Consider the following 14,285-nt stretch of genomic DNA (forward strand, 5'->3'; position numbering starts at 1 on the left):
TATGGTGAAAGTCTTCCTGGTCGATGACCATTCCGTATTTCGTGCTGGAGTAAAAGCCGAGCTTGTCGACAAAGTAGAGATCGTCGGAGACGCGGGCACGGTACGCGAAGCCATCGCCGGGATTGAAAGCACGCACCCTGACGTAGTGCTTCTCGACGTACACATGCCCGATGGGGGTGGCCGGGCAGTGATTAAGAACGCGCACACCGACGCGAAGTTTCTCGCCCTCTCCGTGTCTGACGCTGCGGAGGATGTCATCGCACTGATCCGTGCGGGTGCCCGTGGCTACGTGACCAAGAACATCAACGGCGACGAACTCGCCCAGGCTGTCGAGCGTGTCCACGGTGGCGATGCGTACTTCTCCCCACGGCTAGCCGGCTTTGTGCTCGATGCTTTTGCTACCGGCCACGTGGCGGAAGACCCAGTGGGCGAGCCGGTCAAGGTTGATGATCCCGTGGTGGATGCTCTAACTCGTCGTGAGCTGGAAGTCTTGCGGTTCCTTGCGCGTGGATACACCTACAAGGAGATTGGAGAGGAACTGTTCATCTCCATTAAGACTGTGGAAACGCATGCTTCAAATATCTTGCGCAAGACGCAGATGTCCAACCGTCACCAGCTCACACGCTGGGCAGCGGATCGCGACCTAGACTAAGCAAAAGCCAGTTTCCGAGTCCCGTCGACGTGGGGGAAAACCACCCACGCTAAGGCGGAGAGGGCGACCCATGCCACGGTGACACCGATCGGCGGCCAAGGGGCTACAACCGGTGCGAGCATCAGCAATAGCCACCAGATCATGAGGGGAATGGCTTGGCCAATCGTCGGCATGCGAGAGACGTTTTTGCTTAGGGCGAAAAGATTCATTTTTGTGCGGTAAGGGTGTCGCAGCACAAGGAGAAAGACTGCGACTACAGCGACCAGCGCAATAGTCACGCGGGTGCCCATGCCAAGGTCAGAGGTGAGAATTGCGACGGAAAGCCCGACTAGGGCAGCACCAATGAGACGTACTGCAGGGGGTGTGGGGATCGGAGTGATCCGTGCGCGCATATCGCCGTAAGAGGTCATAAAACCTAACGCTACCAACAGGTTGACTTAGTGAGCATGCCGGAGCATACTGGCACCCATGAGGGGAACATCTGTTCGGAAAGTGGAGGGGCTTAGTCAGGCTGAGAAGGTCGCAGCCCTGCGCTCCCGCATGGCCGAACTCGGTGGCGAAGTCCCTGAACGCGTTCTTGATGCCACTGACGTGCTTTCTGTGGGGGAGGGGCTCGGGAGGGTACTTCCCATGCGAGGCCTTCCCCGCAGATCCGTGACCCACATGAGTGAAACTCCGTCGCTGGTAGTCGAGCTTTTAGAGCAAGCAACGCGACAGGGGAGCTACGCCGGTGTGGTGGGCTGGCCTGAACTTTCTTATGCGGGCATCAATAACCTGCACCATGTGGTGGCGGTGCCTGATCCTGGCATGGATCCCCTGTCTGTTTTGACCGTTCTAGTGGAGGGGTTGGATCTAGTTGTCTATCGTGGGGCGGCAGCTCAGCTCTCGCCTACACGTGCGAGGCCGCTGCTGGGAAAACTGCGAGCAGGACATGCTGCATTGCTGCTCGTCGGCACTCAAGTACAGTCGCCAACGCTCACGGTGGAAGCGGAGGTGACAGCTTTCCGGGGGATCGGACAGGGCAGCGGGCGGATCACCGGGATGGACATTGCGATCCGCGCTGAAGCCAAGGGGTACCGGCCTGGGCGTGGCACGGTGGCGTTGGGTGCTGCTCCGCAACGCCGACTGAAGGCGGTGCCATAAGATGCGTGTGGCAGCGATCTGGTTCCCTGACTGGCCGATCCAGGCTGTCCAAGATGTGAGCGGGCCCGTGGCGATCGTCCAGCACCACCGAGTCAAGGTGTGTTCGGCGCAGGCGCGCCGGGAGGGAATCCGACGGGAGATGAAGGTGCGGGCAGCGCAAGCTGTGTGTCCGCAAGTGACTGTGATCGAGGACGATCCCGACCGCGATGGCCGGATGTTTTCTGCCCTAGCCGCGAGTTTTGATGATGTCGCCGCGTCTGTGGAGGTCGTGCGCCCCGGCCTTGTTGTCATCGACCTTGCAGCCGCAGCAAAGTTCCACGGGAGTGAATCTGCCGCGCTGGAAATGATGCTCGATGCCGCAGCACGTAAGGGGATCGATGCATTCGCAGGAGCAGCGGATGAGATCGCCACGGCCATCATCGCGACGCGCTCCAACACAGTGGTTGATCCTGAGGGCTCCCGGGCTTTCCTTTCAGTGCAGCCGATCGAATCGCTGGCGGCAGAAGTGGCACTGGGGGTGGACCCAGAGCTTGTTCGTTCGCTGTCCCAACTTGGCGTGCGCACTTTGGGCGAACTGGCAGAGCTGCCTTCGACCGCAGTCGCCACGCGTTTTAGTGCTGCCGGGCTGCTGGCGCATCGAATCGCACGTGCCGCACCGGATCGTCGCGTAGCACCCGAGCTGCCCATGGCTGACTTGGCGGTTGCGGTTACGCCGGAAGAGCCGATCGAGCGCGTTGATGCGGCCGCTTTCGCCGCGCGTAAAATGGCGGCAGCTCTGCACAGCAAGCTTGCGGCGATCGGGCAGAACTGTCTGCGCCTGAAAATAGTAGCCGAGCTGGCCGATGGAACCCGGGTCGAGCGGATCTGGCGCACCCGCGAAGCGTTGACTGAAGCTGCCACCGCCGACCGCGTCCGCTGGCAGCTAGATGGTTGGCTGACCAATGGAGGGGCGGGCGAGATCACCTCGCTTATCTTGGAGCCGCTGGAACTTGCAGCCCCGGAGCCTGTGGGTGAGCTCTGGCGAGACGGCACGAACACCGATATCGCCCGCCGAGTGGTTGAGAGGGTGCAATCAACACTAGGTAGCGACGCGGTGGTGCAACCGGTCCGCGTAGGCGGAAGGGGAGTCGCGGAGCGTATCGCGCTTGTGCCATTTGGCGAGCAGCTTCCAGAAACCAAAGAGGCATCTTGGCCTGGTGCTATTCCAGCGCCACTTCCTGCGCGTCTTCACCCAGCGGCGCAAGTGACGCTTATCGACGAACACGCCAACCGGATCATCGTCAATGCCGAAGCGCTGCTGAGTTCGGTTCCATATGCGTTGCGATGGGGCTCGCAATACTACTTAGTCACTGGGTGGGCGGGGCCGTGGCCGGTAGCGCTTCCGCAGCGTGTGGCGCGCCTGCAGGTCGTCGGCAAGCGAGAGGGCGACGACGTTCCGTGTGCCTGGCTTCTTGTTTGGATGCGAGGCCGGTGGCGGGTGGAGGCGATGTATAGCTAGTGGTAGATGATGTCGATGACGATGCGCAGCGGGTCTTCGAGGATCTGGACCGAGTAGGGGGATTCGTTATCCAGTCCGACGATGAAGCGGTTGCGACCTTCGAAGACGCCAGTGTTTACTACTTCGGTGATGTTGCCGACACCGGGGGTGGTGGTTAATTGCGGGTCGTCAATCCCGATGTCGTCGGGGAATACGATGCCGTCGATGTTGACAGAGAGAAACTCATTGCCTTCAACTTCGATCGGGTACACGGATCCCTGGCGTGCCGGAGCAACTGTATAGTCGACGAACCAGCCGGGTTTGCCCTCGCCCTCAAGGTCAAAGACGACGCGATCGAAACCATCGTGGGTGCCTAAACGGACATCGGTGACAACCAGCTGCGAAGGAGCTTCGGGGCGATGGGTTTTGGATGCAACGTCGGCATCGCCAAGCGGTGTGACTCCTCCGGTGCTGTGAGGCAGGGCTGCGGAGAGAGAATGGGCTGAATCTGCTTCGTCGCCAGCGCATGCGGAAAGCGTTAGTGCTGCGGACAGCACAACAACGCTACCGAGTAGCGAGCGCAGATGTTCCATGAATAAATACGCTAGCGAGATTGGTGATGAATGCACAATTGAGTGGGCGTAATTCAGGAAACTTAACCGAAACGTTGCAAAACTACTAGCCTAGGAATATGGCCAAGATGACGGATTCCATGGTGAGGTGCTCCGACGTAGCACCTGAGCCTCTGCCAGGAACTGCCAAAAGAGCGCGCGTCTATGTGATCTTTGAGTGGACAGGCGGGTGGAGCCACGATGTTCTAGACGGTGGCACCTTCGGCCCTGAGCTGACCGAAAAACTGAAAGCCCACCTAGATAGCTATGGTGCGAGCCTGCAATTGATCCGTCATCCGACGCGAGAAGGCCGCCAGATCAAGGACCACCACCTCTATCTTGTTTTCGCCGACGAGGCAGTCACCGAAGTTCTGCACGTCGATGGGCCGGGAGCAATTCTTCACCTCGATCTTTCGGGGCCTGGCCGCAACGGTGCAGAGGAACGGGAGAAACCACTTCTGCTGATCTGCACCCATGCGAAGCGCGATGCCTGCTGCGCGATAAAGGGGCGCCCATTGGTGATGGAAATGGAGTCGATGTACCCCTTCGCAGAGAATGGCGACGTGGTGTGGGAAACATCGCACACAAAAGGACACCGCTTTGCGCCATCACTGCTGCTGATACCGTGGGGGTACAGTTTCGGACGGATGAATGAGACAGCGACTCTTGCGATGCTTCAAGCTGCATTGGCGGGGGAGTACTTTGTCCCTGGTAATCGCGGACGAGGCACACTCAGTCCGACAGGCCAAGTTGCCGAGATCGCGGTTGCTCGTCAGCTTTCCCAGGCCGGTAAACCTGTGCGATATGGGCAGTTCGATGTAGGGGATGACGCAGTAGTTGCCATTGCCGGAGTCGCAACGGTTGGCGTTACAGATATCGATACTGGTGATAATTACACTGTGGTCCTAAGTGCGCGCACGGTCGATGGGGTCATTTCTTCATGCGGCGCAGAACCAAAACAGGCGGACGTGTGGGAAGTCGAGTCCGTTACGCAAATTAATTAGCCGAAAGAAAATATTAAGAAAAGAATAACTTAAGGAAATGGCCTAAGTTATTGCATAATATAGACTAGAGCTTGCTTGTCGTCGCAGGAGAGGTGGTGTTGTCGTGAGCGGACCTGTTTTCCGTTTTCCCGGTGACGACTTTGACCTCCCTTGCGTTGACGTTGCCCTCGTCATGGAGTCCACCTACCCATTTCTGAAGGGCGGAGTTTCGGCAGTTGTCCACGATATTGTGGTGAATAATCCCGATCTCACTTTCGGCGTGATACACATTTCGTGGGATTCCAAAACCGTGGGCAAAGACATTTATGGCATGCCCGCCAACGTCGCCTGGGTCGACGTCATCTACCTGTCGCTCAACGAGTTCAAGCAAGACTTCCTTGAGATGTTCGACCGGCCAAAACTTGACGCCAAAGAGGCCACCAACGAACTCCTTCGCGCAGCACGCTCGCTGAGCAACGGCAAAACACAGCCGATGTGGGAGCTTTACGACGAAGCAATCAACCCGCAGACCCGCACGTGGCGCCTCTGGCCAGTTCTGTCGACCAAACCATTCATGGACAGCATTATGCGCATGCTGCCGAACGACGATGACACTAGTATCGGACAACTCTTCTGGACTCTTCGTGACTTCTTCACATTGTCCTACGCCCTAATGGATCGGGTACACGCCCCAGCGCACGTTTACCACGCACATACTCAGGGCTACGCGGCACTCGTCGCTGCGTGCGCTGCTCGCCAACACGAGGCGACAGTCCTGCTCACGGAACACAACCTGCACATTCGCGATACCATCAACGCCTTGTTTGGTCGTCGTCAAGATCAAATCGTGACTCAAGACAGCTGGAAAGAACTGCCGACCACGACTACCGAGCGGATGTGGGCCCTGTGGTGGACCGCGCTTGGCGCGTGGGCCTACCCAGCAGCCGATCACTTGACCTACTTGTACCCAGGTGCGGTGCGCGAAGCTCAGTCGCTGGGTGCGAACGAGTCCAAAGCCGAGATCCTTCCCAACGGCCTTGAGTGGTCAAAATTCGAGCACACTCGCCGCGAACGTGAAGACGTCGTTGCTGATATCGCAGCAGGCGCGCACCACCACTGGAATCTTGTTGCGATCAGCCGTGTCGTCCCGATTAAGGCGATTATCGAGATGATCGACTCCATTGCGGTGTTGCGGGACCGCGGCATTAACAACCTCTCCTTAGACATCCTCGGCCCACTTGAGCATGATCTCGAGTACGCCGAAAAGTGCCAGCAGCACGTAGCAAAGCGCAATCTCGAAGGAATCATTCGCTTCCGCGGTACACAAGTCGTCCCGGAAGTCCTCCACGACTATGACGCGCTAGTCCTTTCTAGCTATAACGAAGGCCAGCCGATCGTCGTCCTCGAAGCGATGTCTGCTGGACTCCCTGTGATCGGCACCGAAGTCGGCGGCATGGCGATGACTGTCACGCGCCCACTGCGTGCCGACGACGGCACCGCCATCGGTCCCGCAGGCCGCCTGGTGGCCCCCGGCGATGTGTCTGCGTTTGCCGATGCAGTCGAGGAACTCATCGCAACCCCTGGCTTGTATACGACGTTCCACGAAAACGCTTTGGAACGTGTGCGCGCCGCGTTCATGATGGAAAAGATCATGAAGCGCTACAACTCCTTGTACCGCGAACTTGGAGCTGGCACCCCGCTCGTGCCAGGCAGAACTTCCGAGCACGAGCTTCCCCAATCGCGTCGCGCACGTGGCGAGCGTCAACGCGAGCCGATGCTGCCCGAGTCACCCGCACCGCGCAGGGATCCTATCGAGGTCTATCCGGGCAGAAAGCGAAGCCTGTTCGGGGGCAGCTACTTCAGACGCCGACTTCTAGGATTCTAGATGCCATGCCTTGCTTGGTTGAGAAACGGTAATCCGATTGAGCCGGAAGAGGTGCAGCAAGCCGCCGGGAAATTCCGAGTAGCAATCGTTCAGCCTTGGGAAACCGAGGCCGCACGCTACCTCTCTGAGCACGGCACTACCGTGCTGGCGTACCAGTGCCTTTCCAGCGTGCGGGTTTACGAGCCCGGACCAGTTTTCAGCTCAGGGCTGTCTGCTGCGCAAGCTTCCGCGTTGGGAACCAACACTGGTATGGAATGGCAGGGCTATCCCGGCCATTTCCAACAGGAGGTGTGGCGAGACGACTACGCCGACGCTTGGGTAAACAACGTGGTCTCGCTCATCGACGAAAGCCCCTTCGACGGTGTCTTTGCAGACAACGATGTGTTCGACGACTATTACGGCACAGGCATCGACATCCGACTGATGCGTCGGGGGCTTGATGCGTTGATCACCAAGGCTGGTCAAGCGTTGAATGACCGTGGAAAATTACTGATCCCGAATATCGCTGAAGGCCGTGTCAAACCCGGTCGTTGGCGCTCACACGCGAGGTTCGGTGGTGGCTTTGAAGAATGTCTTTTCGCCTGGGGCACCGAGCCAGGGGAGCGCCTATCCCTCGACGACATGCTTGCGCAGGTAGATCAACTCCATGGGCCCGGTTTGGTGATCGCGCGCATCCCTGGAACCAACGTTGAACTCGCCCTAGCAGCAGCCTGGGTGTTCGCACCGCAGGCCGATCTTGCGGTGACAGCCACATGGAATGACCACGCGGACGCCATGCCGTGGACTCCTTTGGGCGACGTTGACCTTGGCGATCCTTTATCGCCCTTGTTCACAACCCATGAGCCGGGCCAGTATTCCCGCGAATTCACTGGCGGTCGGGCTGTGGTCGATCTGAATACTTTGACGGGATCGATCGAGATTTACGCGTAGTCCATCAGGCAGTCGGAGACGCGTCTGATGACCTGATGCGACGCATCCTTCACATCAGTAGGAGAGAAGTCGAAACTGTGCGAGCGGTGCGCGATTTCATGCATGGGGATGTCATTCCACGAGTCACCGAAGGTGTACAACTCGTAGTCATTGATTCCCAGATAGGCCAAGAGCTGCTGGATCCCGCTACCCTTGTTTACTCCCGCAGCCATGATGTCGATGAAGTTGTGGTTCGTCGTAATTGCTACGTGTGGCAGATGCTTGCGAATCCAGTCAATGACTATCTCACGCAGATTCATATCCGTGGGTACCCAGAATGGCACCACGGCGAAGTCATGGAAGGGGATATCGTCAACTGTCATCTCGATGAAACCCTCGGTGAGTTTGTTTCTTTTCTGGCCAGTGTTGTTGCTGAACACGCCGTCGTTATCGCCCAAGGTGGTGCCGTAGACCGCTAATCCATCAAGCTGGTGAAACGTGGACACCAGTGTACGTACCGCCGAGCTTGGCAGTGGGTGGCCGAAGAGCAGGTTGTTTTCGGCATCGGTAGAGGATCCGCCGTTGGAAAGTACGTTGTAGTCGAAGGTGCGGTTAAGCCCTGTAAGGCCCCGCGTAAGCGACGAGCGTGATCGCCCGGTAGCAGAAATGGCAAGATGCCCGGCTTTACGCCAGGCATCAATTGCTGCGATGTCTTGTGGGGCAATGGTTCCACCGCGGTGTAGTGTTCCGTCGAAATCTAGGGCGGCAATTTTGACAGGCATGCCGCCTACCTTATCGGCGCATCACCTTTTTGGAGAGCCAGTTACCCAGGAACTGCGCAAGCTGCACGATCACGACAATCGCGAGCACCGCGGCGAATGTAACTTGTGGTTCGAAGGAACGGTAGCCGTAGACAATGGCAAAGTCACCGATGCCACCACCGCCGATGTAGCCAGCCATCGCGGACATATCAATCACCGCGATGAAGATAAAGGTGTAGCCCAGAATCAACGGGCCGAGAGCTTCCGGCAAAATCACCGACGTGATGATCTTCCACGGTCCAGCACCCATCGCACGAGCTGCCTCGATCATGCCCGGATCAATCGAGACCAAGTTCTGCTCGACGATACGCGCAACCGTGAATGTCGCTGTAAAGCACATGACAAATGTCGCCGCATCACGCCCGATGGAGGTGCCCACCACGTTGATTGTGAGCGGGTACAACATTGCGATCATGATGATGAAAGGGATGGGGCGGAAGAAGTTCACTAGGACGTTGATGGTCCAGTAAATGGCTTTGTTCTTCAGGATTCCGCTGGGGCGTGTCGTGTACAGCAGCGTACCCAAGATAAGGCCGAGGAATCCGCCAACAACCATCGTGATGCCCACCATGTACAGCGTGTCGACGATCGCGTCGACGTATACGGGGCCAAGGCGGTCCCAATCGGCTTCAGCAAGGATCATCTGGTTCATCGCACAATCTCCTTGATCTCGGTGGTGTGCTGCAGTGAGTTGTAGAAATTGTTCACTGCCTCTGGATTTCCTCCTAGACGAACGGTCATCTTGCCAAAGGAGTGTTGCTGCAGCGTTGTCACGCCACCGTGCACGATCGAGATGCTTCCACCGTTGTCCTTCAGCGCCGAGGCGGCTTCGAAAAATCCGGAGTTTTCAGTGAGATCGATGGTGAACAGTCTGCCCTCGTGGGCGAGGAGGTCCTTAGCTTCGACTAGATCTGGAGTATTGCGTAGCGACGAAGATACGAAGCGCTGCGCCACATGCGTCTGTGGGTCGGAGAAGACCTCGTAGACGCTGCCATATTCCACGATGCGTCCGTCTTCCATTACTGCGACCTTGTCGGCGATGGAACGCACGACATCCATCTCGTGTGTGATGACGACAATCGTAAGACCGAGTTCTTCGTTCACGCGGCGTAGCAGCGAAAGTACTTCTTGCGTGGTCTCGGGGTCCAAGGCGCTTGTTGCTTCGTCGGCAAGCAAGAGCGTTGGGTTGGTCGCCAAAGCACGTGCAATGCCCACGCGCTGCTTCTGGCCACCGGAGAGCTGCTCGGGGTAGTTCTTGCCGCGGTCGCCAAGTCCGACGAAATCGAGAAGTTCAGCCACGCGCGCTTTCCGCTTAGCTTTGTCCATTCCTGCGAGCTTGAGTGGGTAGTCGATATTCGCAGCGGCGTTGCGAGACGAGAACAGGTTGAACTGCTGGAAGATCATTCCGATGTTGCGGCGGATGCCACGCAGCTCTGATTCGGGCATGCCGACGATGTCGGTGCCGTCGAGCAGAAGCTCACCGGATGTGGGGGTGTCCAAGCCGTTGATGAGGCGGACGAGGGTGGATTTGCCGGCACCGGAGTATCCGATGACGCCGAGTACCTCGCCAGGTTCGACGGTGAGCGTGATGTTGTCGAGGGCCTTGATCTCCTGTGATCCGGAGGTGAAGACTTTGGTGATGTCTCGGAATTCGATCCGTGTGCCGGTGGAACTCACTACTTGGCTTCTTCCTCAAGGCGTGCGAGGACGTCGTTGAGCTCTTCCTTGTCGCGGGAGACCTCTACGGCGGTGCCCTTAGAGTCCTCGTCTACTGCGGCCATGACCTCGGCGGAGTGCCACAGCTCGACGAGCTTGTTCAGGGTTTCGTCGTCGATGTCTTCGGAGCGGGAAGCGAATACGTTGATGTATGGCTCTGCCTGGGTGGAGTTCGGATCGTCCTCGAAGACCGCCTCATCTGGGGTGATGCCCGCGCGGTCGAGCCAGGAGTTGTTGATGATCGCTGGCTTGCCCTCGTTGAATACGGTTGGAGTCTGCGCTGCGTCGATCGGAGTGACCTTGACCTTGGAAGCTGCCGCATCGATGTCGGCTGGGGTTGGGTCGGTTACTTCACCTTCCTTGAGGGTGACGAGGCCAGCCTGTACGAGAACGTTGATTGCGCGACCCTGGTTGGATGGGTCGTTCGGGATCGCTACCTCTTCGCCGTCGATGCCGTCGATGGAGGAGTGATCCTTCCAGAACAGTGCCAGTGGGTAGATCTCGGTGGATCCGACGATCTTGAGATCCTGGCCGGAGCCGACGTTGTATTCAGCGAGGTACTTGATGTGCTGGAACTTGTTCACGTCGAGTTCGCCCTGCGCGAGAGCCTCGTTGACGGGGGAGTAGTCAGAGAATGGGACTACTTCGAGTTCGATGCCTTCTTCAGCCGCGATGTCGGTAAAGACTGACCAAGCCTTCTGGTCCGCGTCGGTGGTACCGATCTTGATGGTGGAGCTGTCGTCAGCGCCGGAGCAGGCGACAAGTCCGGTTGCAGCGATGGTTGCCGCTGCGGCGGTTGCAACGATTCGTGTAAAACGCATGGGTAACTTCCTTGGTGATTTAACGTGTTTCGATGGGGGTCAACCTAGCACTTAACGGACAGCTTAGTCTAGTTGGGGTCTAAAGGTTGAATATAATTAAATATAGCACAAATGTTCGAAATGGGTTACGCTTTCCTCCATGAGGTTTAACGGTGGTGCACCGCTCTCGTGGTCGCGGCTCGAACGCATTCTGTCGGGCCGCCCTTCGCCCACGCCAGTCTCGGTAGAGCACCTGCTTGACGACGAGGCCTACGTCTCCGGATCTTCAATTGTTCCGTTCGCCGAACTGCATGCGGTCTCGTCTTATAGCTTTCTCGGTGGCGCGAGTGAGCCGGAAGACCTCGTGCGGCGCGCTAAAGAGCTTGGCCTCCATGCATTGGCGCTGGTAGATCGTGATGGGTTTTACGGCGCGGTGAAGTTTGCGGAGGCTGCGGCCAAGCTTGATCTGCCGACAATTTTCGGGGCGGAACTCACACTTGGCGATCGGGTCCTTCCTGTGCTTGCGCGCAGTCCCGAGGGGTATAAACGGCTTTCGCGTCTGATGGCGGACGCGCATATGCTGACCGGCGAGAAGGGGAAGGTGAACTATTCGTCGTTAAGCGAAATCGCGGAACGCTTGGCGGGGGAATGTTATGTGCTGGCTGGTTGGCAATGGGCGGGGCAGATCGATCATATGATCGACGTTTTTGGGTTAGACCGAGTGGTTTTGGAATATGAAGTGTCGATGACTCCGGAGGACGCGGATCATCACGCGCTTCTTGATGCTTACCCGCACGTTCCTGGGATTGTCACTGCTCAACCCGCGGCGGCGACGAGAGCCCAGACCGGCCTGGCGGTGGCAAAGCGGTCGTTGGCGCGCAGGCAATCGGTTGCGGAGGCCCACAGTAGTCTGCATCCAATGGGAGCCAATTGGCTCCGCTCGGGCGAGCAAATCCTTGCGATGGCTCCCGATCGAGCAGCGCAGATCGCCCACACCGTTGCGATTGCAGATGAATGCGCTTTCACCCTGAATCTTGTCGCGCCGAATCTCCCCGAATGCGAAACGCCTCCGGGGCATGATGAGATGAGCTGGCTGCGACAGCTTGTGCGGGAAAGGGGTAAGCACCGCTACGAGAATCGTTCCGCTGAAGTGCGCGAACGTGCCGAAAGGCAGATCGATTACGAGTTGAGCGTCATTCAACAGCTCAATTTTCCAGGGTATTTCTTGATCGTTACGGATCTGGTGGATTTTTGTCGCGAGAATAACATCCTGGCGCAGGGACGAGGTTCCGCAGCGAATTCCGCTGTGTGTTTTGCACTGGGGATCACTAATGCTGAGCCGATCAGCGCCGGTTTGCTGTTCGAGCGCTTCCTTTCTCCGGAGCGCGACGGGCCACCGGACATCGACATTGATATCGAATCTGGTCGCCGTGAGCAGGTCATCCAGTATGTGTACACCAAATACGGCCGAGATAACGCGGCGCAGGTAGCCAATGTCATTACGTACCGCACGAAAGGCGCTGTGCGTGATGCCGCCCGCGCGCTGGGCTACCCGCAGGGCGCGGCGGATTCGTGGTCAAAGGGGCTGACCGATCCGCCCAACGATGTCACTGAGCTGGCTGCCGAGTTTAAGGGGCAGCCTCGCCACCTAGGAATCCATTCCGGTGGCATGGTGATCTGTGATCGCCCCATCGCGGACGTTGTTCCCACCGAGTGGGCACGCATGGAGGATCGCTCGGTGGTGCAGTGGGACAAGGACGATTGCGCCTCTGCGGGCCTGGTCAAGTTCGACCTCCTCGGCTTGGGCATGCTCGAGGCGCTGCATCACATGATCGACCTTGTGGAACAGACCACGGGGCGGCGCGTGAACCTCTGGGACCTCGACCTTGCAGATGCCAATGTGTACGACATGTTGTGCCGCGCCGATGCCGTGGGAGTGTTCCAGGTTGAGTCCCGCGCACAGCTTTCCACTCTCCCGCGCTTGAAGCCGCGCACATTTTTCGACCTTGTGGTGGAGGTCGCACTGATTCGTCCCGGTCCGATCCAAGGCGGCAGCGTGCACCCGTATCTGCGTCGCCGTGATGGCCAGGAGCCTGTGACTTATGACCACCCCGTGTTGGAGAAAGCGCTGGGCAAGACACTGGGAATCCCACTGTTCCAAGAACAGCTCATGCAAATCGCAGTGGATGCCGCGGGCTTTTCCGGCACCGAGGCAGATGCTTTACGACGAGCCATGGGGTCCAAACGTTCACCCGCAAAGATGGAAGCACTCCGGCAGCGGTTCTTTGATGGCTGCTGGGACACCAACCGCATTGACCATGACACCTCGCTGAAGCTGTGGAACAAGATCGTAGCGTTTGCCGCCTACGGTTTTCCGGAATCGCACTCGCAGTCGTTCGCCTCGATCGTGTTCTTCTCGGCGTGGTTCAAGTGCTATCACCCTGCGGAGTTTTGCGTGGGCCTGTTGCGCGCGCAGCCGATGGGGTTCTATTCCCCGCAGTCGCTGATCCAGGATGCCCGACGCCACGGGGTGACCGTCCTTCCCGTATCTGTCAATGATTCTGGCTGCGAGGCGCGTGTCATCGATTCCTCCACCATCCGAGTGGGGCTGAACCTAATCAATGGTCTTGGGGAGAAACCTGCCCAACGAATCGAGGGCCACCAGCCTTATAGGGGGATCCCTGACCTTTCTCGTCGTGCGGACCTCACAGTTGAGCATGTAGAGGCGCTTGCCCGTGCGGGGGCGTTAGATTGTTTCGGGGTGGATCGTCGGCAAGCGTTGTGGCAGGCAGGAGTGGCAGCGACCGAGCAAGAAGGAATGCTTCCGCACATCAGCGCCATCGAGGCCCCCGCATTGCCGGGGATGACTGCGCTGGAACTGCTCGCGGCAGATGTTGTCGCTACTGGAGTGACGCCCGAGACTCAACCGATTGCATATCTGCGAGAAAGTCTGACTCAGCGGGGGATCCTTTCCGCCGTTGATCTGCGCACGGCCGAAGACGGCAGCCGGATTCGTGTCGGCGGGGTGGTAACGCATAGGCAGCGGCCGCAAACAGCGTCGGGTGTGACTTTTCTTGGGATGGAGGACGAGACTGGTCTGATCAACGTAATGGTGACCCCTGGATTGTGGAAGCGGCATCGCATCCTCGCACGGACCGCTCGCGCGCTGGTTGTTCGTGGCATCGTGCAAAATGCCTCCGGCGCGGTCACCGTGGTCGCGGACAAGCTCGAGCCACTAGAGCTGGGCGAAGTGCTTTCGCGGGGCTCAAGGGACTTTCGTTAGGATGA

General features: G+C 58.3%; 13 protein-coding genes. 7 read left to right on the forward strand and 6 right to left on the reverse strand.

Annotated elements, in window-relative coordinates:
* The first annotated feature begins 1 nt into the window (after position 1).
* The gene (locus QP027_RS01870; protein WP_284825550.1) at positions 2-652 is read left to right on the forward strand and encodes a LuxR C-terminal-related transcriptional regulator; all 651 of its coding nucleotides are present in this window, start codon (positions 2-4) and stop codon (positions 650-652) included.
* On the opposite strand, the gene QP027_RS01875 is transcribed toward QP027_RS01870, so the two are convergent.
* On the reverse strand, positions 649-1,062 hold the full coding sequence (locus QP027_RS01875) for a hypothetical protein (RefSeq protein WP_284825551.1): 414 nt from the start codon (positions 1,060-1,062) through the stop codon (positions 649-651). The genes QP027_RS01870 and QP027_RS01875 overlap by 4 nt on opposite strands.
* A 58-nt stretch (positions 1,063-1,120) precedes the next feature.
* On the opposite strand from QP027_RS01875, the gene QP027_RS01880 reads away from it, so the two are divergent.
* Positions 1,121-1,795, forward strand: a complete 675-nt coding sequence (locus QP027_RS01880; protein WP_284825552.1) for a hypothetical protein — start codon at positions 1,121-1,123, stop codon at positions 1,793-1,795.
* Position 1,796: 1 nt separating this feature from the next.
* Positions 1,797-3,293, forward strand: a complete 1,497-nt coding sequence (locus QP027_RS01885) for a Y-family DNA polymerase (RefSeq protein ID WP_284825553.1) — start codon at positions 1,797-1,799, stop codon at positions 3,291-3,293.
* On the opposite strand, the gene QP027_RS01890 is transcribed toward QP027_RS01885, so the two are convergent.
* Positions 3,290-3,865, reverse strand: coding sequence for an AMIN-like domain-containing (lipo)protein (locus QP027_RS01890; RefSeq protein ID WP_284825555.1), 576 nt, complete (start codon positions 3,863-3,865; stop codon positions 3,290-3,292). The two genes, QP027_RS01885 and QP027_RS01890, sit on opposite strands and share 4 nt — an antisense overlap.
* Before the next feature lie 107 nt (positions 3,866-3,972).
* Between QP027_RS01890 and QP027_RS01895 the strand changes: the two genes are divergently transcribed.
* From QP027_RS01895 to QP027_RS01905, 3 genes are all read left to right on the forward strand, one after another.
* Positions 3,973-4,887, forward strand: coding sequence for a sucrase ferredoxin (locus QP027_RS01895; protein ID WP_284826886.1), 915 nt, complete (start codon positions 3,973-3,975; stop codon positions 4,885-4,887).
* 103 nt (positions 4,888-4,990) lie between these two features.
* Positions 4,991-6,751, forward strand: coding sequence for a GT4 family glycosyltransferase PelF (gene pelF / locus QP027_RS01900; RefSeq protein WP_284825556.1), 1,761 nt, complete (start codon positions 4,991-4,993; stop codon positions 6,749-6,751).
* A complete protein-coding gene (locus QP027_RS01905; protein ID WP_284825557.1) occupies positions 6,752-7,681 on the forward strand; it encodes a putative glycoside hydrolase in 930 nt (309 codons plus the stop codon).
* On the opposite strand, the gene QP027_RS01910 is transcribed toward QP027_RS01905, so the two are convergent.
* From QP027_RS01910 to QP027_RS01925, 4 genes are read right to left on the reverse strand one after another with little or no spacing between them, the layout of a single operon-like run.
* Positions 7,672-8,442 carry an HAD hydrolase family protein gene (locus QP027_RS01910; protein ID WP_284825558.1) on the reverse strand — a complete coding sequence of 257 codons (771 nt, stop codon included), beginning with the start codon at positions 8,440-8,442 and terminating at the stop codon, positions 7,672-7,674. The genes QP027_RS01905 and QP027_RS01910 overlap by 10 nt on opposite strands.
* 10 nt (positions 8,443-8,452) lie before the next feature.
* The gene (locus QP027_RS01915; RefSeq protein ID WP_284825559.1) at positions 8,453-9,133 is read right to left on the reverse strand and encodes a methionine ABC transporter permease; all 681 of its coding nucleotides are present in this window, start codon (positions 9,131-9,133) and stop codon (positions 8,453-8,455) included.
* Positions 9,130-10,158: a methionine ABC transporter ATP-binding protein gene (locus tag QP027_RS01920; protein WP_284825561.1), complete on the reverse strand. Its 1,029-nt coding sequence runs from the start codon at positions 10,156-10,158 to the stop codon at positions 9,130-9,132. Before QP027_RS01920 ends, QP027_RS01915 begins: the two co-directional genes overlap by 4 nt.
* Complete coding sequence (locus QP027_RS01925) at positions 10,158-11,018, reverse strand: MetQ/NlpA family ABC transporter substrate-binding protein (protein ID WP_284825563.1); 861 nt, start codon at positions 11,016-11,018, stop codon at positions 10,158-10,160. The genes QP027_RS01920 and QP027_RS01925 overlap by 1 nt, the downstream gene beginning before the upstream one ends.
* 139 nt (positions 11,019-11,157) lie before the next feature.
* Between QP027_RS01925 and QP027_RS01930 the strand changes: the two genes are divergently transcribed.
* The gene (locus tag QP027_RS01930) at positions 11,158-14,280 is read left to right on the forward strand and encodes an error-prone DNA polymerase (RefSeq protein WP_284825564.1); all 3,123 of its coding nucleotides are present in this window, start codon (positions 11,158-11,160) and stop codon (positions 14,278-14,280) included.
* The last annotated feature ends 5 nt before the right edge of the window (positions 14,281-14,285 follow it).

This window comes from Corynebacterium breve, assembly GCF_030252165.1.
Lineage (GTDB): Bacteria > Actinomycetota > Actinomycetes > Mycobacteriales > Mycobacteriaceae > Corynebacterium > Corynebacterium breve.

What these genes read in the sequence shown, in the direction of transcription:
- QP027_RS01870 (WP_284825550.1), top strand. Translation starts at nt 2, where the DNA reads ATGGTGAAAGTCTTCCTGGTCGATGACCATTCCGTATTTCGTGCTGGA.
- QP027_RS01875 (WP_284825551.1), bottom strand. Translation starts at nt 1,062, where the DNA reads ATGACCTCTTACGGCGATATGCGCGCACGGATCACTCCGATCCCCACA.
- QP027_RS01880 (WP_284825552.1), top strand. Translation starts at nt 1,121, where the DNA reads ATGAGGGGAACATCTGTTCGGAAAGTGGAGGGGCTTAGTCAGGCTGAG.
- QP027_RS01885 (WP_284825553.1), top strand. Translation starts at nt 1,797, where the DNA reads ATGCGTGTGGCAGCGATCTGGTTCCCTGACTGGCCGATCCAGGCTGTC.
- QP027_RS01890 (WP_284825555.1), bottom strand. Translation starts at nt 3,865, where the DNA reads ATGGAACATCTGCGCTCGCTACTCGGTAGCGTTGTTGTGCTGTCCGCA.
- QP027_RS01895 (WP_284826886.1), top strand. Translation starts at nt 3,973, where the DNA reads ATGACGGATTCCATGGTGAGGTGCTCCGACGTAGCACCTGAGCCTCTG.
- QP027_RS01905 (WP_284825557.1), top strand. Translation starts at nt 6,752, where the DNA reads ATGCCATGCCTTGCTTGGTTGAGAAACGGTAATCCGATTGAGCCGGAA.
- QP027_RS01910 (WP_284825558.1), bottom strand. Translation starts at nt 8,442, where the DNA reads ATGCCTGTCAAAATTGCCGCCCTAGATTTCGACGGAACACTACACCGC.
- QP027_RS01915 (WP_284825559.1), bottom strand. Translation starts at nt 9,133, where the DNA reads ATGAACCAGATGATCCTTGCTGAAGCCGATTGGGACCGCCTTGGCCCC.
- QP027_RS01925 (WP_284825563.1), bottom strand. Translation starts at nt 11,018, where the DNA reads ATGCGTTTTACACGAATCGTTGCAACCGCCGCAGCGGCAACCATCGCT.
- QP027_RS01930 (WP_284825564.1), top strand. Translation starts at nt 11,158, where the DNA reads ATGAGGTTTAACGGTGGTGCACCGCTCTCGTGGTCGCGGCTCGAACGC.